Raw genomic sequence first — 23,815 nt, 5'->3', positions numbered from 1 at the left:
TGCGGCCATGTGTTGCGATGCGAAATGTGTGGCGGCGACGAAATGGAGAGGGGCGTAAGGAAATCACCGCGCACTCAGTCGTCATGCCCGGGCTTGTCCCGGGCATCCGCGTCGAGCTCAGAATGCCTAACGACGTGGATGGCCGGGACGAGCCCGGCCATGACGACAGCGAGAGCGGGACTGACTTAGTTGGTCGCGATATCAGCGCGGCTGAGGTCCCACATCAGCCGATAGATCCCGGCGGAAATCTGCGTTGCCAGCGGTCCATCGATCGCCGCGAAGCGTGTCGTCATCAGTGTTGCAATCGCGTGGCTGTCGGTGCCGTCGATCAGGATGAACCAGTCCGCATCGCGTGAGGTTGCTGGGACACCAGCCGCGGGACCGGACAGATCGGCATCGCCTTCGAGCAGGTGCATCGAGATCACGCCTCTGAGCTCGCGCGGATCGAGCTCGATCTGCAGCGCATCGCGTAAGTCGCCATCCTGTCCCGGCTTCGGCCGCAACCGGATGATGCCGAGCACGGCGCCGCGGCCGGCGCCTTTCGAGATCGTGATGCGCGCAACACTGCGGATCATGTTCTTGAACTGCGCCATCACCGCCTTCGACCACTCCGTCGGCGCCTCCAGCCGCGCGCGATAGGTGTCGCTGTCGAGCACCTCGATCGTCTCGGTCGAATACAGGCAGAGATATTTCGGGCTGCCCTGCTCGGCGACATAGCGCCGCGCCTCGATGAAGCCGGGGATCGCGATGCGCTCCTCGAGATGCTCGCTGTCATACCAGCGGTTGAAATCGGCCTCGTGAGCGGCGTCGATGTTCATCGACGTCAACAGCATGCCTTTCCCGGCGATGGGCATCTCGAGCCTCCTGGTACGTGTAGTGATCCTCATCCTGAGGAGGCCGCTAAAGGCGGCCGTCTCGAAGGATGAGGCCCGGATGGCGCGGGCCTCATGCTTCGAGACGGCGCTGACGCGCCTCCTCAGCATGAGGGGAATGAGTGATGTGTTTAAGGCGCGCTCGCGCGCGTCGCCATATCGCAGATGGCTTTCATGACCGCATCGCGGATGCCGGGATCATAAAGATTGTGACCTGCGGCTTCGACGACACGGATTTCGGCGTCGCGCCAGACGTCGGCGAGCCGGGCAGAGGTCTGGGGCGGGCAGAGCAGGTCGTAGCGGCCCTGCACGATGATGCCGGGAATGCCGGCGAGCCTCGCCGCACCGCGCAGCAGCTGGTCGGGCGCCATGAAGCTGTCGTGCGAGAAGTAATGCGCCTCCATGAACGGCGTCGCCGGCAGCGCGCTGCCGGAGCGGATGGCGAGACGGTCGAGATGGGTGCGCGACGGCTTCACCTCCGAGAGCGCCCGCTCGGTGTCATGCCAGGCGCGGGCGGCCGGGCCGTGGATCGCCGGATCCGGATCGAGGATGCGCTTGAAATAGGATTGGCACGGATTGGCGCGCTCGTTCTCCGGCAGCATCTCCAGGAAGTCGCGGTGGAGCGAGGGGTGGAAGCGCGCCAGCGTCTCGCCGAACGCCATCTCCACTTCGGCGCGTGTGCCGAGAAAAGTCGCACGCAGAACCAGGCCGCTCACGCGCTCCGGATGCGCTTCGGCATATGCCAGAGCGAGCGTTGCGCCCCAGGAGCCGCCGACGACCATCCAGCGCTCGAAGCCGAACTTGGCGCGGATCGCCTCCATGTCGGCGATCAGATCGGGCAGGGTGTTGTTGTCGCGGCTGCGCGAGGGGCGCGAGCGGCCGGCGCCGCGCTGGTCGAACAGCACGGCGTGGAAGCGCTCCGGATCGAACAGGCGGCGGTGATCCGGCTGGCAGCCGGACCCGGGGCCGCCGTGCAGATAGACGGCGGGACGCCCGCCCTCGCGGCCGCTGCTCTCGACATAGATCTGGTGGCCGCCGGAGACGTCGAGCCATTCCGACGTCAGCGGCGCGAACGGATCGTTGCGGCGCGCGGCGGCGCGGCCGGCTTCGGCGTCAGGCATCGTGGCTCTCGGGCGTGCCGCCGGCAAAATTGCGATACAGGAAGCGGTCCTGACCGGAGGCGGCATCGCGCTCGGCCTGCTTGAAGATGCTCTCGTGCAGCGGCGACAGGGTGCAGGCGGGATCGGTATTGGCGGCGTCGCCGGTCAGCGCGAAGGCCTGGCAGCGGCAGCCGCCGAAATCGATCTCGCGGAACTCGCAACTCTTGCACGGTTCCCTCATCCAGCCGGTGCCGCGATAGCGGTTGAAGGCTTCGGAATTCTGCCAGATCCAGGCGATCGAGTTGTTCGAGCGCACCGACATGAAGTCGAGCCCGGTGATGCTCTCGGCCGCGTGGCACGGCAGCACCTTGCCGGACGGCGAGATGTTGAAGAACTGCCGGCCCCAGCCGCCCATGCACTTCTTCGGCCGCAGCGCATAATAATCCGGCACGACATAGTCGATCGTCAGCGTGCCCCTCAGCCGCTCGCGGGCCTCCTCGACGAGGCGGTCGGTCTCCTCGAGCTGCTGATAGGTCGGCATCAGGCTGGCGCGGTTCTTCAAGGCCCAGCCGTAATATTGCACGTTGGCGACCTCCAGCCGGTCCGCGTCGAGATCGACCGCCATCTGGATGATGTCGGGCAGCTGGTGCAGGTTCTGCCGGTGCATCACGGCGTTCACCGTCAGCGGCAGATCGAGTTCGCGAGTCCACTTAGCGACCTCGAGCTTCTTGGCGTGGCCGCCCTTGTAGCCGCCGACGCGGTCGGCGACGACGGGCTCGTTGCCCTGGAAGCTGATCTGCACGTGGCAGAGGCCGGCATCGGCGAGCTCCTTCAGCCGCTCGCGCGTCAGCAGCACGGCCGAGGTGATGAGATTGGTGTAGAGCCCGACATCATTGGCGTGAGCGACCAGCTCGACGATGTCCTTGCGCGCGGTCGGCTCGCCGCCGGAGAAATGCACCTGCAGCACGCCGATCTCGGCGAGCTCCGACAGCACCTTCTTCCACTCGGCCGTGGTCAGCTCCTGGCCGGCGCGGTCGAGCTCCAGCGGGTTGGAGCAATAGGGGCATTGCAGCGGGCAGCGATGCGTGAGCTCGAGCAGCACGGCGAGCGGAATGCCGAAGGTCTCGGCGACGGAGCCGCGGCGCTCCAGCACGGCGAGGCCGTCATTGCTATCGATCTGCGCAGTGGTGTCTGTCAGCTCGGTCATGATGTCGTCTCCCGAACCTCGGTGAGAAAGCCCTTGTCGGCGAGATCCTGCAGCATGGCGACGACATCGGTGGCAATGACGTCGCGCGGCGCGGCATACTTTGCCGCGAGCTCGTCGATGATACCGGCGACGCTGCGCGCGCCGTCGCACAGCTGGAGCACCTCGACCGCGATCTCATCCGGCGCCAGCACCCGCTCCGGGGCCAGGATCACCCAGACCTGCCGCGTCTCGTCATACTTCAGCTTGGTATGCCGCGGCAGCACCACGCGGCTGGTTTCGGTGACCTGGATGTGACGCGGGGCCATGGTGGGGTCTCTAAGGCGTTTGATCTTGTAGGAGCACAGTGGCTGCGCAGTTCGCGATACGACTCCCCTCCCCCTTGCGGGGGGGGGGGGGCGGGGGTGGGGGTCCCAGCAAAGACTGCCCGTGTGGACCCTACCCCCAACCCCTCCCCGCCTAGCGAAGCTCCGCTTCGTGCGGGGGGAGGGGAGCGCACCGTTCGCGGTGCGAGAGCGGTGGTCCGAACGGCGCACGCTCAGCCCTCCTTCGGCACGAACGCTCCGGGCGGAATGTGGCCCTCCACATAGGCGTGATACAGCGCGTCGAGCTGCACCCATAGCACGTTGGTCTTGAAGATCAGCGCATTGCACACTGCGGCGCGCTGCTCCGGCGTGGTCGCGTGCTCCCTGACGTAATGCAGGGCGAAGTTGGCGTCGCGCGGCGCCTGGGTGAGGCGGCGCTTGAAGTAACTCATCGTGTCGTTGTTGACGAAACTGTAGTGCTCCAGCATGCCGGAGATACGCTCCTCGTGGATACTGGGCGCGAACAGCTCGGTCAGCGACGATGCGATCGCCTCGAGCGGTGAGCGGTCGCGGCAGAAATGCACATAGGCCTCCACCGCGAAGCGCGTCGCCGGCAGGATGCCCTCGGTGGATTCGACATAGGCCGTGTCGAGGCCGAGGCCTTCGGTCAGCTTGATCCAGCGCTCGATGCCGCCTTCGGTTCCGACGTCACCGTCGTGGTCCTCGATGCGATGCCGCCATTCCAGCCGCGTCGCGCGGTCGCGGAAGCGGGTCATCACCATCGCGTCCTTCAGCGGGATGGTCGACTGGTAGTAGTAGCGGTTCAGCGCCCAGGCCTGCACCTGGCCCTTGTTCAGCTTGCCGCTGTGCAAGAGCTTATGAAACGGATGGTGATTGTGATAGCGCGTGGCGCCGATGTGGCGCAGCGCCGCTTCCAATTCGCTCGCATTGTTCAACGTGACGCCGCGTCCGATCGACAGCGCCGTCATCCCGCTCAGATTGACCTCACTCACAGCACGATCTCCATCCCTTCAGCGGGGATTTCCCATCCCTCGCGTTCCAACGTTTGCCGCTCGGGTGAGGCGTGCAGCCACGCCGGATTGGAGTTGTTGATGTGCAGGAAGATCTTCCTGCCGATCCCGAGGTCCGACAGCTGCTTGATCGCGCCGCTCTCTCCGGACATCGCGATATGGCCCATGCTCTGCCCGGTCTTGTTGCCGAGTCCGGCTTGGATCATCTCGTCGTCGCGCCACACCGTGCCGTCGAACAGCACCAGCGGCGCGCCTTTCAATCTCGTTTTCAGCTCATGGTCGACGCCGGCGCAGGCGGCGATGACATAGGCATATTGCCCGCTGTCGACATCCTCGATCTTCAAGCCGAGCGTGTCTCCGGTCGAGGAGCTGCCGCCCGGATGCTGCTTGTCGCGCAGATACCACGCGCTGGTGCCGGACACCGCGAAGGCCGTGATCTCCAGCCCGGATGGCCCGCCGTCCTGCAGCTGCGGGCGGAACGGCACGTCGATCACGATCGGCACGCGCTTGACGTTCTCCTCCTTCAGCACGTCGAAAATGTTGTTGGAGCGGAGGATCGCAAGCACCTTGGGGTGCGCATGGATCGAAAAAGGCGAGCTTTCGCGCATCGAGAGCAGGCCGGTGATGGCGTCGATCTCGCCATTGGTCAGGATCACGCCGGCGATCGGGCTGTGCCGCAGCGCGCCCGGCTTCGGATGCAGCTGCGGTGCGCGCGTCACCTGCTGGCGCAGGTCGGGCGAGGCGTTGATCAGGAACCAGTTCGCGCCATCGGCACTGACGGCGACCGAAGCCTGGCTGTTGCAGATCTCGGGATGCGAGGTGCGCGCGGCGCGGCAGACGGCGCAGCCGCAATTCCACTGCGGGACTCCGCCGCCCGCGGCGGCGCCCAGGACGACGAGGCGAAGCATGAGCCGTCTCCTGGAATTCAGCTGTAGTGGCGCACGCGATTACCGGCGGCAGAATGACCAGCGATGTCCGTGCATCGGCGGGTCAGGAGGGCGACGAGGGTGGGACATCGGACCTGCGCAAGGGCCGCTGGCCCATTCGCGCGATCGCAGACCGCCCACCCTCAAGCGTCGACGTCCGGATCGGCTTTTCGCCGGGACCTGGACGTCACACCCGCGAATTATTTGCGGGCGGCGCAGGCGTACATGTTGATTTCCATGCCAACCGGCACTTCAACAATCTTCGGTGCTTTCCAGGCCATTGTCCTCTCCTTCGGAACGGGACGGTTATCGTCCTCGAGATTAAACTACCGTGCTACGAAAAGTTCGCCAGTGGAATCTTTTTGTTTGAGCGTCTCAGGCCCGCTTATTGCAACGCGAAGTCGCAACCGCGAATTGCTTCAGTTTTCGTCGGATTGAGCCGTGAAAACAACGAATTCGTGATCGATGGCTTCGCACCGGCGTCCCGTTCCGCCATTAGCTTTGGGTGAAACGGGTCGGATAAAGCGGTTGTGAGAGGTTCGAGACTTCAAAATCCCAGCGTGTGACCCCATTGGAAACTGACGATGCCTAGATATTTCTTCAACACACGGATCGGCGAGGAACTGGTCTCCGACACCGACGGCGAAGTGCTGCGCAATCCCGACCGCGCCTGGGAAGTCGCACGCGACATGATCAAGGAACTGCTGCGCACCGAAGGTGGCAACGCCGCGCTGATGACGGCGGTCATCGAGGTCACCGACGAGGATGGCGAGATCGTGCTGGAGTTTCCGTTCTCCGAGGCGATCTTCAACATGACCACGCAATCGATGACGCGGCACTGATCGCGCTGGCGCGGCCGCGGATCGAGCGCGGCCTCAGACGGAATGACGTGGCTGGACGATGTCGCCGCGCGTGCTGGCGATACCCATCTCGAAACTGTCGGCGATGCGCCGCGCGCGGATGATGAAGAGCTCGGCGAGCTCCGGCGGGAACAGATCCCTGGCCGTCACCTCGAACAGCTGCAGCCAGCGGTCGAAATGCGGGCCGTGGAGGTCGAGCAGCAGATGCGGCCGCATCGGCGCGCCGCTGTAACGGCCGGTCTTCAGGACCATCGACGACCAGAAATCGCTGATCCGGCCGATATGCTCGTCCCAGTCCTCGACAGTGCGGTTGAAGATCGGCCCGATCAACGCGTCCTCTCGCGCGCGCCCGTAGAACATCTCGACCAGCAGGCGGATCGCGGCGTCGTCGAGTTCCGGATGTTGAACCGCGAGCGGATGACGGTCAGGCTGAGGCGCGGGGCTGTGCATGGCGCTGTATATAAGTGGTCACAACGCGAAATGAAATGCTGCGCCACGCGGGGCCTCATGGTTCGAGACGCCCGCTTGCGGCGGGCTCCTCACCATGAGGTTGAAAAGGGCGGTTTACGGTGAGCAGATCTCGCCGCACCCTCAGGCCTCATCCTGAGGAGCGCGCCCTCGGGCGCGCGTCTCGAAGGATGCCGCAAGGTCCGGTCTCTCCCAGCAGCTCACGGCAGGGTGACGAACTCGACCCAGTTCGGCTTCTTGCCGACGGCGAAGGACTTCACCTTCTCCAGCGCCCCGCTCGCGGCGTCGATCTTGTACACCGTCATGCCGTTCGACACCTCGCCGACGGCGGCGAGATAGCGCCCCGCCGGATCGATGGCGAAGCCGCGCGGCTGGGTCTCGGTCGGCACGCTGCCGATCAGCGTCAGCCGCCCGCTGGCCGCATCGATCTTGAACGCGGCCAGGGTGTTGGAGCCGCGCTCGGAGGCGTAGAGGAATTGGCCATCAGGCGTTGCATGAAGATCCGCCGCCCAGGGCTTGCCGGTGAAGCCTGCAGGCAGGGTGGTGGTGCGCTGCTGCTCGGTCCAGCTGCCCTTCTCAGCGTCATAGGCATAGACGGCGAGATCGGCGTTGAGCTCGTGCAGGAGATAGATGAACTTGCCGTTCGGGTGGAAGATGAAGTGGCGCGGCCCGGACTTCTCCGGCGTTTTCACCGTCAGCGCCTCGTTGGCCGTCAGCGTGCCCGCGGCGGCATCGAAGGCGAAGCCGAGCACCTGGTCGGAGCCGAGATTGGTCGCGAACACGAAGCGGTTGTCGGGCGAGGGCAGGAAGGCGTGCGCGTTCAGGCCGGTCGGGATCACCTGGCTGGGCGCTGCGACGACGCCGTTCGCCTGCACCGGATTTACCGCCACCTTGTTGCCGCCATAGGAGGCGCTGAACAGCACCTTGCCGGTGCGATCGAAGGCGATGTTGGCCATGCTGTCGGCGAGCGGCCCGTTGCCGATATGGCTGAGCTGGCCGGTCTTGGCGTCGATGGCGAAGCTCTCGGCCTGGAACGGCTGCGATCGCACGCCTGAGATCAGGACCTTCTTGTCCGGGCTGACCGCGAGCGGGGTCGACGAGCCCGGCTTCTCGACGCCGACGAAGGCGGCCGTCTGCACCGGGGTCATCTCGCCGGTCGCAGCGTCGAACTTGAAGACGCTGATGTCGTTGCCGTCGGCATTGCCGACATAGGCGTAGGTCTCGGCGTGGCCCGGGCGCGGCGCCAGCGTTGCTGCCGCTGCGAGGACGAATGATGCGGCCATGATGGTGCCCGATCTGATCATGTGGTTTCCCCCTCTGGTGATGTTGTTGGTTGAGGTCTTAAAGTCGTTTGCGAGGCTTGGCCAAGCCTGTTTCCGGATCGATCGATGCGGGATGGGTATTGATCGGTTCGCGCTGTTGACCGATGAGTCAGTCCGTTGTTGGCGACCGCTCCTCGCCACATGGCGCGTGGCGAGTTTGTTTCTCCGTCATGCCCGGGCTTGACCCGGGCATCCACGTCCATCCACCCGCGCAGAACGACGTGGATGGCCGCGTCAAGCGCGGCCATGACGAGGAGGAGGAGACGGCGTGGCACAAAAACACCCATGCGTTTTGCTGCATAGGCCCGTCAGAGAGCCGCGTGCGCGCCGCTTTCTCCGTCCTGTCCGCCGCGCTAAGAACGCGGGACCACTACGGAGCCCCCCATGACCGATCTCTGGCGCCTGCCGGCTGCCGACCTCGCCGCCCTCATCAAGTCGAAACAGGTCTCCGCCCGCGACGCCGCCACGGCCGCGCTGGCGCGGCTCGATGCGGTGAACCCCGCGATCAACGCGGTCATCGACCATCGTCCCGAGGACGTGCTGCAGCAGGCCGCCGCGATCGATGCGCGTCTGGCGCGCGGCGAGGATCCCGGGCCGCTTGCCGGCGTGCCGGTGACGATCAAGGTCAATGTCGACCAGCAGGGCTACGCCACCACCAACGGCCTCAATCTGCAGAAGGACGCGATCGCGACCGCGCACAACCCCGTCGTGAACAATTTCGTCAAGGCCGGCGCCGTGCTGCTCGGCCGCACCAACACCCCGGCGGTGTCCTATCGCTGGTTCACCAGCAACCTCATCCACGGCCACACCAGGAATCCGCGCGACCCCGGCATCACCCCGGGCGGCTCCTCCGGCGGCGCCGGCGCGGCCACCGCCGCCGGCATCGGCCATATCGGCCACGGCACCGACATCGCCGGCTCCGTCCGCTATCCGGCCTATGCCTGCGGCATCCACGGCCTGCGCCCGACGGTCGGCCGCATCCCCGCCTTCAACACCTGCCTGCCCGAGCGTCCGATCGGCCCGCAGATCAGCGCCGTCTCCGGCCCGCTCGCCCGCACGGTCAACGACGTCAGGATCGCGCTGGCCGCGATGTCGGCGCGCGACGTCCGCGATGTCTGGTGGATGCCGGTGCCGCTGGAGGGCCCGCCCTTGCCGAAGCGCGTCACGCTCTGCGTCAATCCCGACGGCCTCAACCCGGTGCCCGAAGTGGTCGCCGCGCTGCGCGATGCCGCCAGGCGGCTCGAAGCCGCCGGCTGGACCGTCGAGGAGATCCAGGACACGCCGCCGATGCAGGAGGCCGCGCTGCTGCAGACGCGGCTCTGGCTCGGCGACGGCTACGAGGCGCAGCTCGCCGCGGCCGAGAAGGAGGGCGATCCCGGCGCGCTCGCCTGCCTGCGCGGAAACCGTGAGAAGGTGCACCCGTTCGACCTCTCGGCGACGCTCGCACGCCGCGCCGCGCTGACCCGGCAATGGCTCCTGTTCATGGAGCAGCATCCGCTGCTGCTGCTGCCCGTCTCCGGCATGCTGCCCTTCGCCGACCAGCTCGACCGCAAGGACGAGGAGTCGTTCAAGCAGGTCTGGCACGCCCAGCTCACGCAGATCGCGATTCCGTTCTTCAGCCTGCCGGGCCTCGTCGTCTCCACCGGCATGGTCGGCCGCGTCCCCGTCGGCGTCCAGCTCGTCGGCCAGCGGTTTCGCGAGGACATGTGCCTTGCCGCCGGCGAAGCCATCGAGGCCGGCGGCACCCCGCCGTCGCCGATCGATCCGGTGCTAGGCTGATGGCGAGCATCTACGATTTCACCGCATCCTCGCTGACCGGCGAGGAGGTGCCGCTGAACCGCTTCGAGGGCCAGGTGCTCTTGATCGTCAACACCGCCAGCGCCTGCGGTTTCACGCCGCAATATCGCGGCCTCGAGGCGCTGCACCGCGCCTATGCCGACAGGGGCTTTGCCGTGCTCGGATTTCCCTGTAACCAGTTCGGCGCCCAGGAGCCTGGCACGGCCGCGGAGATCGGCGCGTTCTGCTCGACAAAGTACGATGTCACCTTCCCGCTGTTCGCGAAGATCGACGTCAACGGCGCGCACGCGCATCCGCTCTACAAGTTCCTGAAGGGCGAGAAGACCGGCCTGTTGGGCTCGGCGATCAAATGGAATTTCACCAAATTCCTGGTCGATCGCGCTGGCCATGTGGTGTCGCGCCATGCGCCGACCACCACGCCCGAGGCGTTGAAGAAAGAGATCGAGGCACTGCTGTGAGCGACAACGAGACCTTCACCTTCCCGGACCGCCTCTCGGTCGATCCGAAGAGCCCCTACTACAACGCGGAGATCCTGTCGCGCGACGTCGGCATCCGCTTCAAGGGCGCCGAGAAGACCAATGTCGAGGAATACTGCATCAGCGAAGGCTGGATCCGCGTCGCCGCCGGCACCGCCAGGGATCGCCACGGCAACCCGCTGACCATCAAGGTCCACGGCCCGGTGGAGCCGTATTTCAAGGATTAAGGGGGGCTTCGACAGCGTCAAGCCAAAGACCCGGCACGGCAGTTGGTCGTCATCGCGAGCGAAGCGACGCGATCCAGGGGCCGAGCGAGGACGCTGGATTGCGTCGCTCCGCCGCTCCGCTCGCAATGACGCGGACAGAGCGTATTCCACCCCGACTGTCATCGTCCGCGAAGGCGGACGATCCAGTATTTCAGAGACGGCAGCGATCGATCGAGAGGCCGCGGCGTACTGGATTCCCCGCCTGCGCGGGGAATGACACCGAGGATGAGCGGCGAGCGTCGGTCTCACGGATAGGACCGATGCACGGAACTGGGCGCCCGAGCCCGCAACCAAGTTGCTTGAGCGTCGCTCAAAAATATCTTGAACAGCGCTCACGCTTGGCTACACTCACCCTCATCCGCCACGCCGGCATCGGCCCGTGACCCGCAACGCAGCAGCGTTGGCGCGATCGGACCCGCGGCGGACCATTCAAGGTGACCACCATGTCCTATACCGAAACCGACCTCCGCGCCGCATCGAGCGCTGGTGCCATCAGCCCCGACGAGCTACAGCGCCTGCTCGCCTATCTCCACCAGCGCGCCCCGTCCACCGACACGCCTCGCGCCCAGTTCGATGCCGCCCATCTGCTCTGGTACGCCGGCGCGCTGATCGTGATCGGCGCCATGGGCCTGTTCTCGACGGTGGCCTTCTCGCAGTTGGGCGGCCGCGCTTTGACCGCCTGCGCATTCGCTTACGCCGCAGCCTTCGGCTTCGCCGGCGACCACCTCTGGCGCCGGAGCCTGCGCGTCCCCGGCGGCCTCCTGATCGCCATCGCCGTCTCGATGGCGCCGCTCGCCGTCTACGGCATTCAAGCCGAGTTCGGCTGGTGGGGCAGGTTCGGCAAGCCCGGCACGGTCCAGGAATTCTATGTCTGGATCAAGGGCAGCTGGCTGTTCATGGAGATCGCCACCGTCGCGGCAGGCAGCATCGCGCTGCGCTTCTACCGCGTGCCCTTCATCGTCGCGATCATCTCGGTCGCGCTGTGGTTCATGTCGATGGACCTGACGCCCTGGATCTTCAACGTCAGCCATTTCGACTGGGAGATGCGCCGCGTCGTGTCGATCTGGTTGGGCCTCGGCATCCTCGTGACGGCCTGGATCGTCGACTACACCAGCAAAAGCCGCGACTTCGGCTTCTGGCTGCACCTGTTCGGCCTGGTGGCGTTCTGGGGCGGCATCTCCGCCACCGACGGCGCCACCGAGCTCGGCAAGGCGATCTACTGCCTCCTGAACGTGGGCCTGCTCCTGATTGCCGTCCTCATCGTCCGCCGCGCCTACGCCGTGTTCGGCGCTGTGGGCATCACGATGTATCTCGGCCACCTCGCCGACGCCGTCTTCAAGGACTCGCTGCTGTTCCCGTTCGCGCTGTCCCTGATCGGCGTTGCGGTGGTCGCGGCGGGACTGGCGTATTACCGGAAGCAGAAGGTGATTGCGGAATGGCTCACGGCAAATCTACCAGTGTCCCTGCTGCGGCTGCGGCCGAATGAGGCGTTCGGCTGAAGCGCTATCTACGATGATTGCTGCGCCGTCTTTCTAGACGCCTGTGCCCGGCGGGGTCCGCAGGAAGTGGTCGGCGTTGCAGCCTCAGCAATATGGAGCCGCGTTCAACGGCGCAAGGAGCACGAAAATGAGTCCTTGGTAATTGTTAGTACGCACCTACCGCGTCGTACGTAGCCCTTGGGACGATCCCACGCTGACGAGCTTGTTCGGCTCACGCCTCATCTTAATCATGAATGCTTGGACGCTACTCCTCGTTCCGATGACGATCTATGCGGCCGCCTATATCGTTCAAGGATGCAGGGGGTACGATCGACCGCAGGATGCTCCTGTGTATGTGTTGCCTGTGATTGTCATGATTGTCATCAGAAGGCAGATGTACTCTCTTTGCTTTTTTGTATTCTACGGCTGGCAACTGGTCGAGATGCTCCGTCAGGCAAGAAACATCCATCTTGGAATTCATGACTGCGGAGATCGGTTGGGCGACCCAGTTCAATACGTTTCAGAAACGTTTCAGTGACAGTGCACGAAACTCCCTTTAGAACCTGAGGACTTCGCCACGGCTGTCCTTACAGCGCGCGAGCTGCATTCAGGCTTCGAGGCCGAATTGAGACAGGTCAAATGTCAGAGACGCCATCATGAGCTGGCTGAAATACGTGCTCGCTGCCCTTATCGGTTGTGTGACGATGGTCGTCTTCACCGTCTCGGCTTCTACCTCGGTCCTGTGGCTCAGCACGTCGTGGGTCGTCGCGCATCGCTGCAGCCGCATGCCGTCTGTCCCAAATGATTGCGGCGGATGGGCCGCGCTGGGATATGCCGTGCCAGTGGTGGCAGGATGCGCTCTGCTCGGATTGTTTGTCGGAACAACCGTGGGAACGATGGCGGGAATTCGCTTCTACCGACGCCAGCAGACGTTGGATGCGAGCCTGTTCGACTGACCGCGCCTGCACGAGCCCGCCAGCAACAGCCCGACAGCGAGGAGTGACGCTCGCATCGCTTCTCCCATCGAGGATTCGGGAGCGGCTTTCAGGGACAAGATTTTTCTCACCAGATGTCGGGACCAGACGGTCTGCGTCGTCCTTCGAGCACAACTCCTGCACTGCTGCAGCGAGCCGTCACATTCGAACTGGAGCCACGGCCATGCGGATCACCGTCAAAACCACCGTCGCAGCCCCCATCGATCAGGTCTGGCGCGCCTATACGACGCCGGCCGACATCGTGAAATGGAATGCCGCGTCGGACGACTGGCATACGACCAGGGCCACGGTCGACCTGCGCGAGGGCGGGGCGTTCTCGTCACGCATGGAGGCCAGGGACGGCAGCATGGGTTTTGACTTCGCCGGGACTTACACCAACGTCGTCGAGCACAAGCTGATCGCCTACGCGTTCGGCGACCGGAAGGCCGAAGTTCACTTCGAGCCGGGCCCCAATGGCGTGGTCGTTCGCGTGGTGTTCGATGCCGAGACGACGCATTCGGTCGAGCAGCAGCAGGGCGGCTGGCAGGCCATTCTCGACAACTTCAAACGGCACGTGGAGATGAAGCAGTCGTGAGAGTGCCCGGCGCACGGCGGCCCGCTGGGTTGCGAACGGCCCCTGCGTCTTTCGGCTTGACAAATTCCGAAAATCAGCAATATTGCTGATGTCCTGCCTCATCGCAGAGGGGCGTACGCGTCGTCACGAACGTCGGGGCAGGGATGCGGTGGCCGTGAGGATGTCGGGAGACGACCGGCGTTCTTGCGGACGGAGAAGTCGTGTGGTCCTGGCCTCTCGACGCTGAGGTCAAGTCTGCGTTGTTGCTTGACGGCACGCGCGGACGACGGGGGCAAGAACGCCGATCCCCGGGGAGAGTACGAAGGACACCGTTCCAACCATCGCGCAGGGAAGGCCGGAATGCACCGGTCGGACCTGTGGTTCCTGCCCCGTGCACTATTCTCGCGCACGGGGGCCATGGGTTGCGGCCAGCACCCGGTCTTCCCTGCGCCCTCTGCTTTCATTGGAGGGACATGTCGATGCAGCACTCGGGCGCCACGCGCCGCGAGGCTATGATCGCGCGTCCTTTGAGCTGTTTGAGATGTGAATCCGGTCAAGCCCCATCGTCGTCCCGGCGAACGCCGGGACCCATACTCCGCGGCCGATGTGGCTCGGCAAGGTCTAACGACAAGCCTGCCCCAAACTACTCCCTGTGGTTATGGATCCCGGCGTTCGCCGGGATGACGACGGTTTTTGTGGCGGGCGCACACTGCATCACCGGCGTCATTGCGAGCGCAGCGAAGCAATCCAGGGCTGCGCGCGAGGCCCTGGATTGCTTCGTCGCTTTGCTCCTCGCAATGACGGAGTTTCGAGTGGGCGGCGTGCCCAACAACGGCGCGAGGCGGGCGCGAGAGTGCTGCCGGCTTTCGCAAGTCCTCCGAGGACAGCTTCATATCCAGCAAGCGCAGGTCCCCGGCGAACGCCGGACCCGTGTCAGGTGTAGCTTGGCGAAGTCCAACGACAAGCCTGCCCCAAACTACTCCCTGTGGTTATGGATCCCGGCGTTCGCCGGGATGACGACGGTGTTTGTGGGGGGCGCACACTGCATCACCGGCGTCATTGCGAGCGCAGCGAAGCAATCCAGGGCTGCGCGCGAAGCCCTGTATTGCTTCGTCGCTTTGCTCCTCGCAATGACGGAGTTTGGAGTGCACGGTTTGCCTAATAACGGCGCGAGGTGGGCGTGAGACAGTGCTGCAGGCCCCGCAGAAATTACGACGACAGCCGCATATCCAGCAGCCGCCGGCCTTCGCCGCGCAACAGCTTCTTCACCGCGCTGGAGGCGACCACTTCGCCCTCGTTCGCATACGCCTCGTGATTCTTCTCGATGTCCTCGAGCCGATACAAATAGTTCACCATCACCGTCGCGGATTCGCGCTGGCCCTTGGCGGAGAGGTCGCCGAGCCAGTTGATGCGCTCGAGCCGGGCGCCGTTGCCGAGGTGGAAGCGGGCGACGGGGTCGATCAGCTTGCCCTTGGACGTGCGCGCCTTCAGGAAGTAGTGCGCGGCGAGCGGCTCGATGACGGGACGCAGCTCGGAGGTGATCGACGAATCCTCGACCCAGCGCGGCTCGTTGAGCAGCTTGAGCACGTTGCGATCTTCCTCGGTCGCATCCTCGGTCGATTTCAGCCAGCCCATGAAGCCCGGCACTGGCGACAGCGTGACGAAGGTGTCGAGCTTCGGCAGCTCGCGCCGGAGCTCCTCGACCACCTGCTTGATCAGGAAGTTGCCGAACGAGATGCCGCCGAGCCCGCGCTGCGTATTGGAGATCGAGTAGAACACCGCGGTGCGGGCACGGTCCGCCGGCACAGGCGTCCGGTCGACCGCGAGCAGAGGCGCGATGGCGCCGGGGATGGTCTCGGTCAGCGCGATCTCGACGAAGATCAGTGGTGCGTCCGGCATCGCCGGATGGAAGAAGGCATAGCAGCGCCGGTCGATCGGATCGATGCGGCGGCGCAGATCGTCCCAGTCATGGATCTCGTGCACCGCCTCGTAACGGATGATCTGCTCCAGGATATTGGCAGGCGTCGACCAGTCGATCCGGCGCAGCACGAGAAACCCCCTGTTGAACCACGAGCTCAAGAGATGCACGACGTCGCGATCGAGCGCGGCGAGTTCCGGATTGGACTTCAGGAGATCCAGCAGATCGGTGCGCATCGCGACCAGCTCGGGCGTGCCGCCGGGCGCACGGTTGAGGCGGCGGATCAACTCCTGGCGGCGCGGCTCGGACGCGAAATGCAGCGCGCTCGCGCCTTCGTCCGACGGCGCCGCGCGCCACGCCTCGATCGCCTTTTCGAGCCTGGCCTTGTCGGGACCGAAATTATGGACCAGCGCAGTGAAGAACGCCTTGCGGCCTTCGGCGTCGAGATCATGATAGCCGTCGAGCACGTCGCGGGCCATCGCGGTGCCCGAGGCCTCGCCGGCACCGGACACCAGGGCCTCGCACAGCTCGGCGAGGCTCGGCGCATCGTGCTTGTCGACGGCCGGCGTGCCACCGCGCAGCAATGTCCTGCCGCGCTCGGAAATGGTGGTGATCAGGTCAGTGAAAAAGGCGTTGGCCATCTGGTCTCAGTCGAATCCCCGAAAAAAGCGATGGCTGCGATGTTACATGGATTTATGGCAAAGGTGGCGACATTCAACCATAACAAAACGTCAACGCCGTCGGCGGCGCCTGCATGCAGGGCTGCGATGTCACTCGCTCTGACCGGCGAATTCGGTCGGCGTGCGGCCGGTCACCTGCCGGAAGGCGTGCGAGAACGCCGGGACACTGGCATAGCCGAGATCGGCGGCGAGCTGCTTGACCGACAGATGACGGTCCGTCGACAGCCGCTCGATCGCCGCGGCGATCCGGGCGCGCTGGCACCACGCCTTGAAGCTCAGCCGGGTCTCCGCCGCGAACAGCCGCGACAAGGTGCGGGCGGAGCTGCCGACGCTGCCCGCCAGGGTCGCGAGATCCTGCTCGCGCGCGGGAGAGGCGAGCACGAGCAGCGCGGCGCGTCGGGCGCGCGGGTCCTGCGGCAGCGGGATGAAGGTCGAGGAATCCTCGGCGCGGCGCAACTCGAGCAGAGCGAGCCGCACCAGCAGGGCGGTGCGCTCGGGTCCGCCGGTGGCGTCGAACAGGGCGAGGATCGCCTGATGCAGCAGCGGCGAGACCTGCACCACGAATTCGCGATCGAGCCTGAGACCGCGCGCCTCGCGGGCGAGCCAGTCGAGCTCGAAATAAAGTGTCCGCATTGCGCTGTCGGCCAGCATGTCGATGGCATGCGCATGCCGCGCCGGCACCCAGACGGCGCGATCCGGCGGCACCAGCCAGCGGCCTTGCGGCGTCGTCACCTGCATCGTACCGGCGGAGGCGTAGATCAGCTGCGACTCCCGGTGCATGTGCGGCTCGAGCCGGCTGCCCTTGTGGTAGCTGCGTGCGATCAGATGCACGCCGGGCTCGGTCGTCACCCGGTCGGCGCCGAGCGGCTTCAATGGCGTGTCCACGATGGTCATTGGCGGCTTCTCGTTGGGGCGAGCCAGTATAACCGATTTATCCGGGAATCGAGGACACGCTCATGAACAGCCCAAGCCGGAACAGACCAAGCCGCGTCATCGGCTTCGTCAACGCGGCCCATTTCATCGACCATTATGCGATGCTGATCTTCGCGGCCGCGGTCATCATCATGGGCCCGGCCCTGGGTATGGCCTATGCGGATTTGCTGCCCTACGCGACGCCGGGCTTCATCGCCTTCGGGGCCGGCGCGCTGCTGACTGGCTGGCTCGGCGACCGCTGGAGCCGGCGGCACATGATGCTGATCTTCTATCTCGGCATTGGGCTATCGATGATCTCGGTTGGCCTGGTGCAGACGCCCTGGCAGCTCGGCGCGGCGCTGTTCGCGATCGGCCTGTTCGCCTCGATCTATCATCCGGTGGGAACCGCGATGCTGGTGTCCTATGCCGACCGTCTCGGCCGCGATATGGGGCTGAACGGCGTGTTCGGCAATCTCGGCGTCGCCTCGTCGGCATTGGTGACCGGCGTGGTGGGGCAATATCTCGGCTGGCGCTTCGCCTTCATCGTGCCCGGGGTCATCACGATCGGCATCGGCGTGATCTTCGCGATGCTGGTCGCGCATGAGGATCGCCGCGGATCGAAGCAGGCGGCGGCGCAGGCGCGTGTCGCGCGCGAGCAGATGTGGCGCGTGGTGCTGGCGCTGCTGCTGGTGGTCATCGCGATCTCCACGACGTTCAACGCGATCACCGTGGCGCTGCCAAAGCTGTTCGCGGAGCGGCTTTCAGGGCTGACGCAAAGCCCGGCGCTGCTGGGCGTGATCGCGGCGTGCGTCTACGTCTTCGGCGCGATGACGCAGTACACAATCGGCCGCTTGCTCGATCGCCACACGCTGAAAGCCGTCGCGCTGCCGCTCTCGCTGATGCTGGCGCCGCTGCTCTATCTCGCCGCCGATGCGCGCGACGGGGCACTGATCGTGGCCTCGATCGGGATCGTCATGGGCGCGTTCGGTCAGGTGACCGTCAATGACGCGATGGTCGGCAAATACACCGCCGAGGAGTGGCGCTCGCGCGCCTATGCGGTGCGCTACTTCGTCGGCTTCACGGCAGCCGGCGCCTCGATCGGCCTGGTCGCGTGGCTGTATGAGCGCGGCGGCTTCGTCACCATGCTGCAGGCCTTCGCGGCGCTTGCCCTGGTCGCGATCATCGCCGCGCTGATCTTGCCGCCGGAGCTGCCCGCGAAGCGGCCGGCGTTGCGGGAGGCACCGGCGGAGTGAGAACGAGGCGCTTGCTTTGGACGGTCCGCACGTCATGATGTCCACCAACACAACGGGGAGGGAACGATGGGCCGGTGGCGCGGGCTGCTCGTGGCGGCGCTGGCCGTCGTGGCGAGCATGATGACATCATCTCACGGCGGAGCCGCCGAGCTGAAGGACGAGATCGCGCCCACCGGCAAGCTGCGCGTGGCGATCGCGATCAGCCCCGCGGGCGGCGCGTTCTGGTCGACCAGGACCGAGACCGGCTATTCCGGCGTCCCCGTCGATCTCGGCCGCGCGATGGCCGACAGGCTCGGTGTGCCCGTCGACTACGTCGTGCACCAGAACTCCGGCCAGATCACCGATGCGGCCGACAAGGGCACCTGGGATGTGACGTTCCTGCCGAAGGATCCGGAGCGCGAGACCAGGATGGCGTTCGGCCCGATCTACGAGGTCGCGGATGCGACCTACATCGTCAAGCCGGGCTCGCCGGTAACGAGCTTTTCGGCCCTCGACCAGCCGGGCATCAAGGTCGCGGCCGTGAACAACACGACGACGATGCGCGGCGCCAAGGCGCATCTGAAGAACGCCAGCGTCACCGGCTATCAGACCTATGACGAGATCTTCGGCCTGCTGCAGCGAGGCGAGATCGATGCCTTCGCCCTGTCGCGCGACCAGCTCGACGCGATGGCCAGGAAGATCCCGGGCACGCGGGTGCTCGACGAGACCTTCAAGAAGACGGTGACGGCGGTGGCTGTCCCGCTCGGGCATGACAAGGCGCTGGCCTTCGTCAGCAGCTTCATGACCGACGCGGCCTCGAACGGGCTGCTGCGCAAGGCTTACGACGCCAACGGATTGAAGGAGACGCCGCTGCGAACGCAGTAGCAGCACCGCCATCGGCCCGAGCAGCGACAGCGGCACCGCGAGGATGACTGAGACCGGCGCGTACCAGCTTTCATACTGGCCGGCGAGCACGAGATAGACGAGGAGGAGAGCAAGACCGAAGGTGAGATAGATCTGATTCGAGACGGCCTTCTCCTGATACGACATCGCAGTCCATTCATAACCCGCGCCCGGTGGAAGCGTCTGTTGCGCGATCTGTTCCATCAGCTTGAGCGACTGCCCGGACGAATAGCCCTGCGCCGGCAGGCCGACGACGGTGGCGGAGGGATAAAGATTGTAGAGGCTGATCAGCGACGGTCCGACCGCGGGCTTGACCGTCGCCACCGTGCCGAGCGGGATCATGTCGCCGCTCTGGTTGCGCACCATCAGGCTCTCGATCTGCCGCGGCGTCAGCCGCGCGGTGGAATCGGCCTGCACATAGACCTGGAACACGCGGCCGAACTTGTTGAACTGGTTGACGTAGGAGGCGCCGAGGTAGGACGACAAGGCCGAGAACACCTGGTCGGTGGTAACGTGGAGGGTCTGCGTCTTCACCCGGTCGATCTCGACGTCGAACTGCGGCACCATGGCGCGGAACGGCGATTGGACGCGCTGCAGCGTGCTCTGGCTCTGAGCGCTGGCGACGATCGCGGACGTCATCGCTTGGAGCTTGGCGTAATCGCTGTTGCCGTCGCGCAGCTCGACCTGCATGGCGAAGCCGGCGGCATTGCCGATACCCTGGATCGGCGGCGGCGGCAGCACCAGGCTGCGCGCCTCGATCACCTCGGCGAGCCTGTGGTTGAGGCCGTAGACGAGGGAGCGCAGGTCCTCACCCTGGCCGCGCGACTCCCAGTCCGTGAGGATGATGTAGGCGACGCCGGAATTGGCGAGGCTGGCGCTGTTGTCGAGCGCGGAGATGCCGGCGATGGTGATGATTTGGGCGACGCCGGGCGTGGCCTTCGCGATGGTGCCGACCCTGTCGAGCGCCTTCTGGGTCCGCTCCAGCGAGGCGCCGTCGGGCAGCTGCATGGCGGCGATCAGATAGCCCTGGTCCTCGATCGGCAGGAAGCCGGTCGGCACCCGCGACAATCCATAGCCGCCGGCTGCGATCAGGATCAGGGCGATGACGACGGATGCGGTGCTGTGCCTGACAAGCCGCCCGATGAGATTGGTGTAGCGCCGCTCCAGCCGCGCATAGAGATTGTTAAAGGCCCGATAGACGATGTTGCGCTTCTCCACCGGCACCGGAGGCCGCAGCCACAGCGCGCGTTGCGTCGGTTTCAACATTGCTGCATTGATGGCCGAGAGAAGGGCGGTCGCGGCGATGACCAGCGCGAATTGGGCGTAAATCCTCCCTGTGAGGCCGGGCAGAAAGGCGGCGGGCAGGAACACGGCGATCAGCACCAGCGTGACGCCAACGATCGGTGCGAACAGCTGGTCCATCGCTCGGATCGCCGCGTCGTGGCCGTTCATGCCGCGCTCGATATTGTGGGCCGCGCCCTCGACGACGACGATCGCGTCGTCCACCACGATGCCGATCGCCAGCACGATGGCGAACAGGGTCGAGAGGTTGATGGTGAAGCCGAGCGCCGCCATCGCCGCGAAGGCGCCGATGATCGTCACCGGCACCGTCGTGGTCGGCACCAGCATCGCGCGCCAGTCCTGCAGGAAGATCAGGATCACGATCAGCACCAGCACGCCGGCCTCGATCAAGGTCTTGTAGACCTCGTGGATCGAGGCATTGACGAACTTGGTGGTGTCGAACGGCGTGTCGTATTGAATTCCTTGCGGGAAGCTTTTCGACAATTCCGCCATCTTCGATGTCGAGCGGGACTGTCGGGGAGAATTGCTCGGCGTCATTCCGCGGTCCATATGCAATGACTGTCGAGACAATGGCAGTGGCAAGCAACAAACAACGATGATGGCGTCTGCATAACAACAAATGCCCGGCGGCGATACCCGCAAGCAAGGGGAGCCGCACAAAGAAATCTGCTGATGCTGCGGATGCACCCAAATTTTCCCACTTGCCGAGCCGCGCGCGGCAGCGCAGCTTCCGCGCTCATTCCGAGCAGACGTTCCTGGTCGCCTCACCAGGGCGATGCACGTGGTCGTGCTGATACTGACAAGCTCTTATCGCCGCCGTGACAGCTGCGTGGCGGCACCAGATTGAAGCTCAAACTGATTGAGGATGGACGATGATCACACCTTGCAGATGGACTGTTCTGCTCGCCGTGGCGCTTGGAACGAGCCTCGCAGCGACGCAAGCCCCGGCGCAATCCGATGCTCAGCGCAACGCGATCAAATCCGCATGCCGGTCGGACTACATGGCGAAATGCTCCAGCGTGCCGCCCGGCGGCGCGCCGGCGTTTCAATGCCTGCAGAAGAACATGGCCAGCCTGTCGTCGTCCTGTCAGACGGCAGTGAAGGCGCTCGGGCCGGCGAGCGAGACCAAGCCGGCGGCGGCCGAGACGAAGCCTGCCGCGCCGCCTCCGAAGCCCGAAGCGGCCGAAGCGAGCAAGCCTGCCGAGGCGCCGAAGGCGGCGGCGCAGCCCGCGCCGCCGGCGGCACCTCCGGCTCAAGCGGTCGTCGCGGCGAAGCCCGAGCTGACAAAGCCAGAGCCCACGAAATCTGCAGCGGCCGCGCCGGCGGCGAAGCCCAGCGACGCGCAACTGGCGGCGATCCGCAGTGCCTGCAGCTCGGATTACCGAAAGGTCTGCAGCAGCGTTCCGCCGGGCGGCTCTGCCGCTCTGCAGTGCCTCGAGCAGAACAAGACGAAGGTGTCTGCATCCTGCGCGCAGGCGATCACGGCGGCGAGCGGTGGTGCTGCGGCACCGAAAGCGGCAGCAGCGACGGTCGATACCCCTGCCACGACAGCCGCCGTCACCGCTGCTCCCGCCGCGCCCGCCATGGTACTGCGTCCGCTTCGGCCGCTGGAGGAATTGCGTATCGTGCGAGCCGCCTGCGGCTCGGATGCGCGCGCCTTCTGCGGCGGCGTCGAGCCTGGCGGTGGTCGGGTGGCGCAATGTCTCGCCGCCAATGCGGGGTCGCTGTCGCCGGCCTGCCGGGGCAAGCTCGCTCAGTTCGCCGCCAGCCGGTAACGGGAGCGGCTGTTCATGCACGGCATCGTGCAACGGTGCCGATCCGATAGGTCGATCCACCCAAATTGTCCCAGTTGCCGGGCGACGACATCAGCGGCAGAGTCCAGACAGGGTGGATATTTTACTAATCGGATGATGATCGTCAGGAGTTGGCAATGCGCGCTATTTTATCACGTATGATTCTTTCGACTCTGTGCGGGCTGTTCGTGCTGGCACTGATGCCGTTTCTCGCAGTGTCGGACGCGAACGCCGTTGTTTGCGCACGCGGCGTCGTCCGTGCCGGCTGTGCCGGTGCGGCCGGCGCCGTCGTCGTGCGCAAGCCGCCGGTGGCGGCCGCGACCACGGCCTGCCGGACCGTGCTGGTGAACGGCGTCTGGGTTCGACGCTGCGTTTAAGTCGCGCTTAATTGGTTTTCGGTATCGGCTAATTGGAAACGGTAATCGCGGCGCGCAAGTTTCGCGCGCCGTTTGCTGCTTTGCGTGACGAAAGTAAGCTGTATTTAACAGTGCTCCCGGCAAGGTGCGTCCGGTTTCACCTTTGCAATTCTATGGGAGAGGGCCATGTTGAAGTGGCACTGGCTGCGCAATGCAGCGCTCGTCGCTGCGGCATTTGCGTTGTTCAGCAACAGCGCTGCTGCGGCCGGCTTGAAGGAAGAGATTGCGCCGACCGGCAAGCTCCGTGTCGCGGTCGCTGTCGGACCGGCGGGTGGCGCGTTCTGGTGCGTCAAGTCCGACAGCAGTGTGTCCGGCGTTCCGGTCGAGCTTGGGAAGGCGATGGCTGCGCAGATCGGCGTCCCCGTTGAATTTGTCGAGCATCCGAATTCGAATGCGATCCTCGAAGGCGCCGCGCAGGGGTCCTGGGATGTGACCTTCTTCCCGAAGGACGCCGAGCGCGAGGCCAAGGTCTCGTTCGGCCCGGTCTACGATTCCGTCGACACCACGTTCATCATCCGGGCGGGCATGGACATTCCGAATATTGCCGCGCTCGATCATGAGGGCACCGAGGTGGCGGCCATCAACGACACCACGGTGTTGCGCGGGGCCAAGGCGTTCCTGAAGAAGGCGACCGTCACGGGCTTCAAATCCTACGAGGAGGTCTATGCTCTGCTCGCGGCGGGCGAGATCGATGCGCTGACCTTGGCGCGCGATCAACTCAACATCATGGCCAAGCAGATTCCGGGCACGAAGGTGTTGAACGAGACCTTCAAGAAGACCGACACGGCCGTCGCCGTGCCGCAAAAGCACCCCCAGTCATTGGCGTTCGTCACCAAGTTCATGACCGAGGCAAAGGCCAACGGCCTTTTGAAGAAGGCCTATGGAGCCAACAATCTGAGCGAGTCGACGCTGCTCACCCAGTAGTCCCGTCCTCGCCGTCGTAAGCGTCCCGCTTCATCTCCCCGCAGCTTCGGGTGCGGGGAGCTCGAATGGTCCGGTTCGCATC

24 protein-coding genes and 1 pseudogene are annotated in these 23,815 nt (G+C 65.2%); 13 read left to right on the top strand and 12 right to left on the bottom strand.

Annotated features, from left to right (window positions below):
- Positions 1 to 185: 185 nt before the first annotated feature.
- The 7 genes from BRADO_RS26995 to pqqA all read right to left on the bottom strand — a co-directional run bounded on the left by BRADO_RS26995 (position 186) and on the right by pqqA (position 5,719).
- Positions 186 to 854 (bottom strand): DUF4286 family protein, encoded by a 669-nt coding sequence (locus BRADO_RS26995; protein WP_012029368.1) that lies wholly within the window; start codon positions 852 to 854, stop codon positions 186 to 188.
- A 149-nt stretch (positions 855 to 1,003) separates the two neighbouring features.
- Positions 1,004 to 1,993 (bottom strand): prolyl aminopeptidase, encoded by a 990-nt coding sequence (pip, locus tag BRADO_RS26990; protein WP_012029367.1) that lies wholly within the window; start codon positions 1,991 to 1,993, stop codon positions 1,004 to 1,006.
- Positions 1,986 to 3,179: a pyrroloquinoline quinone biosynthesis protein PqqE gene (gene pqqE / locus BRADO_RS26985; RefSeq protein ID WP_012029366.1), complete on the bottom strand. Its 1,194-nt coding sequence runs from the start codon at positions 3,177 to 3,179 to the stop codon at positions 1,986 to 1,988. Before pqqE ends, pip begins: the two co-directional genes overlap by 8 nt.
- Positions 3,176 to 3,484, bottom strand: a complete 309-nt coding sequence (pqqD, locus tag BRADO_RS26980) for a pyrroloquinoline quinone biosynthesis peptide chaperone PqqD (protein WP_012029365.1) — start codon at positions 3,482 to 3,484, stop codon at positions 3,176 to 3,178. Before pqqD ends, pqqE begins: the two co-directional genes overlap by 4 nt.
- Before the next feature lie 230 nt (positions 3,485 to 3,714).
- Complete coding sequence (gene pqqC / locus BRADO_RS26975) at positions 3,715 to 4,470, bottom strand: pyrroloquinoline-quinone synthase PqqC (protein ID WP_371259371.1); 756 nt, start codon at positions 4,468 to 4,470, stop codon at positions 3,715 to 3,717.
- Positions 4,471 to 4,490: 20 nt separating this feature from the next.
- Positions 4,491 to 5,420 carry a pyrroloquinoline quinone biosynthesis protein PqqB gene (gene pqqB, locus BRADO_RS26970; protein ID WP_012029363.1) on the bottom strand — a complete coding sequence of 310 codons (930 nt, stop codon included), beginning with the start codon at positions 5,418 to 5,420 and terminating at the stop codon, positions 4,491 to 4,493.
- Positions 5,421 to 5,638: 218 nt separating this feature from the next.
- The gene (gene pqqA / locus BRADO_RS34370) at positions 5,639 to 5,719 is read right to left on the bottom strand and encodes a pyrroloquinoline quinone precursor peptide PqqA (protein WP_012029362.1); all 81 of its coding nucleotides are present in this window, start codon (positions 5,717 to 5,719) and stop codon (positions 5,639 to 5,641) included.
- Positions 5,720 to 6,022: 303 nt separating this feature from the next.
- Between pqqA and BRADO_RS26965 the strand changes: the two genes are divergently transcribed.
- Positions 6,023 to 6,280, top strand: coding sequence for a hypothetical protein (locus tag BRADO_RS26965; RefSeq protein WP_012029361.1), 258 nt, complete (start codon positions 6,023 to 6,025; stop codon positions 6,278 to 6,280).
- A gap of 33 nt (positions 6,281 to 6,313) precedes the next feature.
- Here the strand turns inward: BRADO_RS26965 and BRADO_RS26960 are convergent, their stop codons facing one another.
- Positions 6,314 to 6,748 (bottom strand): group III truncated hemoglobin, encoded by a 435-nt coding sequence (locus BRADO_RS26960; protein ID WP_012029360.1) that lies wholly within the window; start codon positions 6,746 to 6,748, stop codon positions 6,314 to 6,316.
- A 218-nt stretch (positions 6,749 to 6,966) separates the two neighbouring features.
- Positions 6,967 to 8,070, bottom strand: coding sequence for a beta-propeller fold lactonase family protein (locus BRADO_RS26955; protein WP_012029359.1), 1,104 nt, complete (start codon positions 8,068 to 8,070; stop codon positions 6,967 to 6,969).
- A 402-nt stretch (positions 8,071 to 8,472) separates the two neighbouring features.
- Between BRADO_RS26955 and BRADO_RS26950 the strand changes: the two genes are divergently transcribed.
- The 7 genes from BRADO_RS26950 to BRADO_RS26920 all read left to right on the top strand — a co-directional run bounded on the left by BRADO_RS26950 (position 8,473) and on the right by BRADO_RS26920 (position 13,674).
- Positions 8,473 to 9,867: an amidase family protein gene (locus BRADO_RS26950; protein ID WP_012029358.1), complete on the top strand. Its 1,395-nt coding sequence runs from the start codon at positions 8,473 to 8,475 to the stop codon at positions 9,865 to 9,867.
- Positions 9,867 to 10,343 (top strand): glutathione peroxidase, encoded by a 477-nt coding sequence (locus BRADO_RS26945; protein WP_012029357.1) that lies wholly within the window; start codon positions 9,867 to 9,869, stop codon positions 10,341 to 10,343. Before BRADO_RS26950 ends, BRADO_RS26945 begins: the two co-directional genes overlap by 1 nt.
- The gene (locus tag BRADO_RS26940) at positions 10,340 to 10,588 is read left to right on the top strand and encodes a DUF3297 family protein (RefSeq protein WP_008966534.1); all 249 of its coding nucleotides are present in this window, start codon (positions 10,340 to 10,342) and stop codon (positions 10,586 to 10,588) included. The genes BRADO_RS26945 and BRADO_RS26940 overlap by 4 nt, the downstream gene beginning before the upstream one ends.
- Positions 10,589 to 11,070: 482 nt before the next feature.
- Complete coding sequence (locus BRADO_RS26935) at positions 11,071 to 12,126, top strand: hypothetical protein (protein WP_012029356.1); 1,056 nt, start codon at positions 11,071 to 11,073, stop codon at positions 12,124 to 12,126.
- 142 nt (positions 12,127 to 12,268) lie between these two features.
- A complete protein-coding gene (locus BRADO_RS26930) occupies positions 12,269 to 12,643 on the top strand; it encodes a hypothetical protein (protein ID WP_012029355.1) in 375 nt (124 codons plus the stop codon).
- Positions 12,644 to 12,761: 118 nt separating this feature from the next.
- A complete protein-coding gene (locus BRADO_RS34365) occupies positions 12,762 to 13,061 on the top strand; it encodes a hypothetical protein (protein WP_012029354.1) in 300 nt (99 codons plus the stop codon).
- A gap of 202 nt (positions 13,062 to 13,263) precedes the next feature.
- Positions 13,264 to 13,674 carry an SRPBCC family protein gene (locus BRADO_RS26920; protein WP_012029353.1) on the top strand — a complete coding sequence of 137 codons (411 nt, stop codon included), beginning with the start codon at positions 13,264 to 13,266 and terminating at the stop codon, positions 13,672 to 13,674.
- 1,188 nt (positions 13,675 to 14,862) lie between these two features.
- Here the strand turns inward: BRADO_RS26920 and BRADO_RS26910 are convergent.
- Both BRADO_RS26910 and BRADO_RS26905 read right to left on the bottom strand, forming a co-directional pair.
- Positions 14,863 to 16,212: a malonyl-CoA decarboxylase gene (locus BRADO_RS26910; RefSeq protein ID WP_012029352.1), complete on the bottom strand. Its 1,350-nt coding sequence runs from the start codon at positions 16,210 to 16,212 to the stop codon at positions 14,863 to 14,865.
- A gap of 129 nt (positions 16,213 to 16,341) precedes the next feature.
- Positions 16,342 to 17,145: a helix-turn-helix domain-containing protein gene (locus tag BRADO_RS26905; RefSeq protein ID WP_012029351.1), complete on the bottom strand. Its 804-nt coding sequence runs from the start codon at positions 17,143 to 17,145 to the stop codon at positions 16,342 to 16,344.
- A 62-nt stretch (positions 17,146 to 17,207) separates the two neighbouring features.
- Here BRADO_RS26905 and BRADO_RS26900 point away from each other — a divergent pair, with 62 nt between their 5' ends.
- Together BRADO_RS26900 and BRADO_RS34355 are read left to right on the top strand one after the other, a co-directional pair.
- Complete coding sequence (locus BRADO_RS26900; RefSeq protein ID WP_012029350.1) at positions 17,208 to 18,416, top strand: MFS transporter; 1,209 nt, start codon at positions 17,208 to 17,210, stop codon at positions 18,414 to 18,416.
- A gap of 66 nt (positions 18,417 to 18,482) precedes the next feature.
- A complete protein-coding gene (locus tag BRADO_RS34355; protein ID WP_012029349.1) occupies positions 18,483 to 19,280 on the top strand; it encodes an ABC transporter substrate-binding protein in 798 nt (265 codons plus the stop codon).
- Here BRADO_RS34355 and BRADO_RS26895 read toward each other — a convergent pair.
- Positions 19,230 to 21,095, bottom strand: a pseudogene (locus tag BRADO_RS26895) (efflux RND transporter permease subunit); the annotation flags it as partial. The gene BRADO_RS34355 and the pseudogene BRADO_RS26895 sit on opposite strands and share 51 nt — an antisense overlap.
- A 377-nt stretch (positions 21,096 to 21,472) precedes the next feature.
- On the opposite strand from BRADO_RS26895, the gene BRADO_RS26890 reads away from it, so the two are divergent.
- The 3 genes from BRADO_RS26890 (at position 21,473) to BRADO_RS26880 (ending at position 23,733) form a co-directional block, all read left to right on the top strand.
- The gene (locus tag BRADO_RS26890) at positions 21,473 to 22,375 is read left to right on the top strand and encodes a hypothetical protein (protein WP_012029347.1); all 903 of its coding nucleotides are present in this window, start codon (positions 21,473 to 21,475) and stop codon (positions 22,373 to 22,375) included.
- Positions 22,376 to 22,530: 155 nt separating this feature from the next.
- Positions 22,531 to 22,770: a hypothetical protein gene (locus tag BRADO_RS26885; protein WP_012029346.1), complete on the top strand. Its 240-nt coding sequence runs from the start codon at positions 22,531 to 22,533 to the stop codon at positions 22,768 to 22,770.
- A 165-nt stretch (positions 22,771 to 22,935) separates the two neighbouring features.
- A complete protein-coding gene (locus BRADO_RS26880) occupies positions 22,936 to 23,733 on the top strand; it encodes a transporter substrate-binding domain-containing protein (RefSeq protein ID WP_012029345.1) in 798 nt (265 codons plus the stop codon).
- The last annotated feature ends 82 nt before the right edge of the window (positions 23,734 to 23,815 follow it).

This window comes from Bradyrhizobium sp. ORS 278 (genome assembly GCF_000026145.1).
Taxonomy (GTDB): domain Bacteria; phylum Pseudomonadota; class Alphaproteobacteria; order Rhizobiales; family Xanthobacteraceae; genus Bradyrhizobium.
The sequence above is the reverse complement of the archived record's forward strand: the minus strand, read 5'-3'. Positions and strand labels throughout refer to the sequence as shown.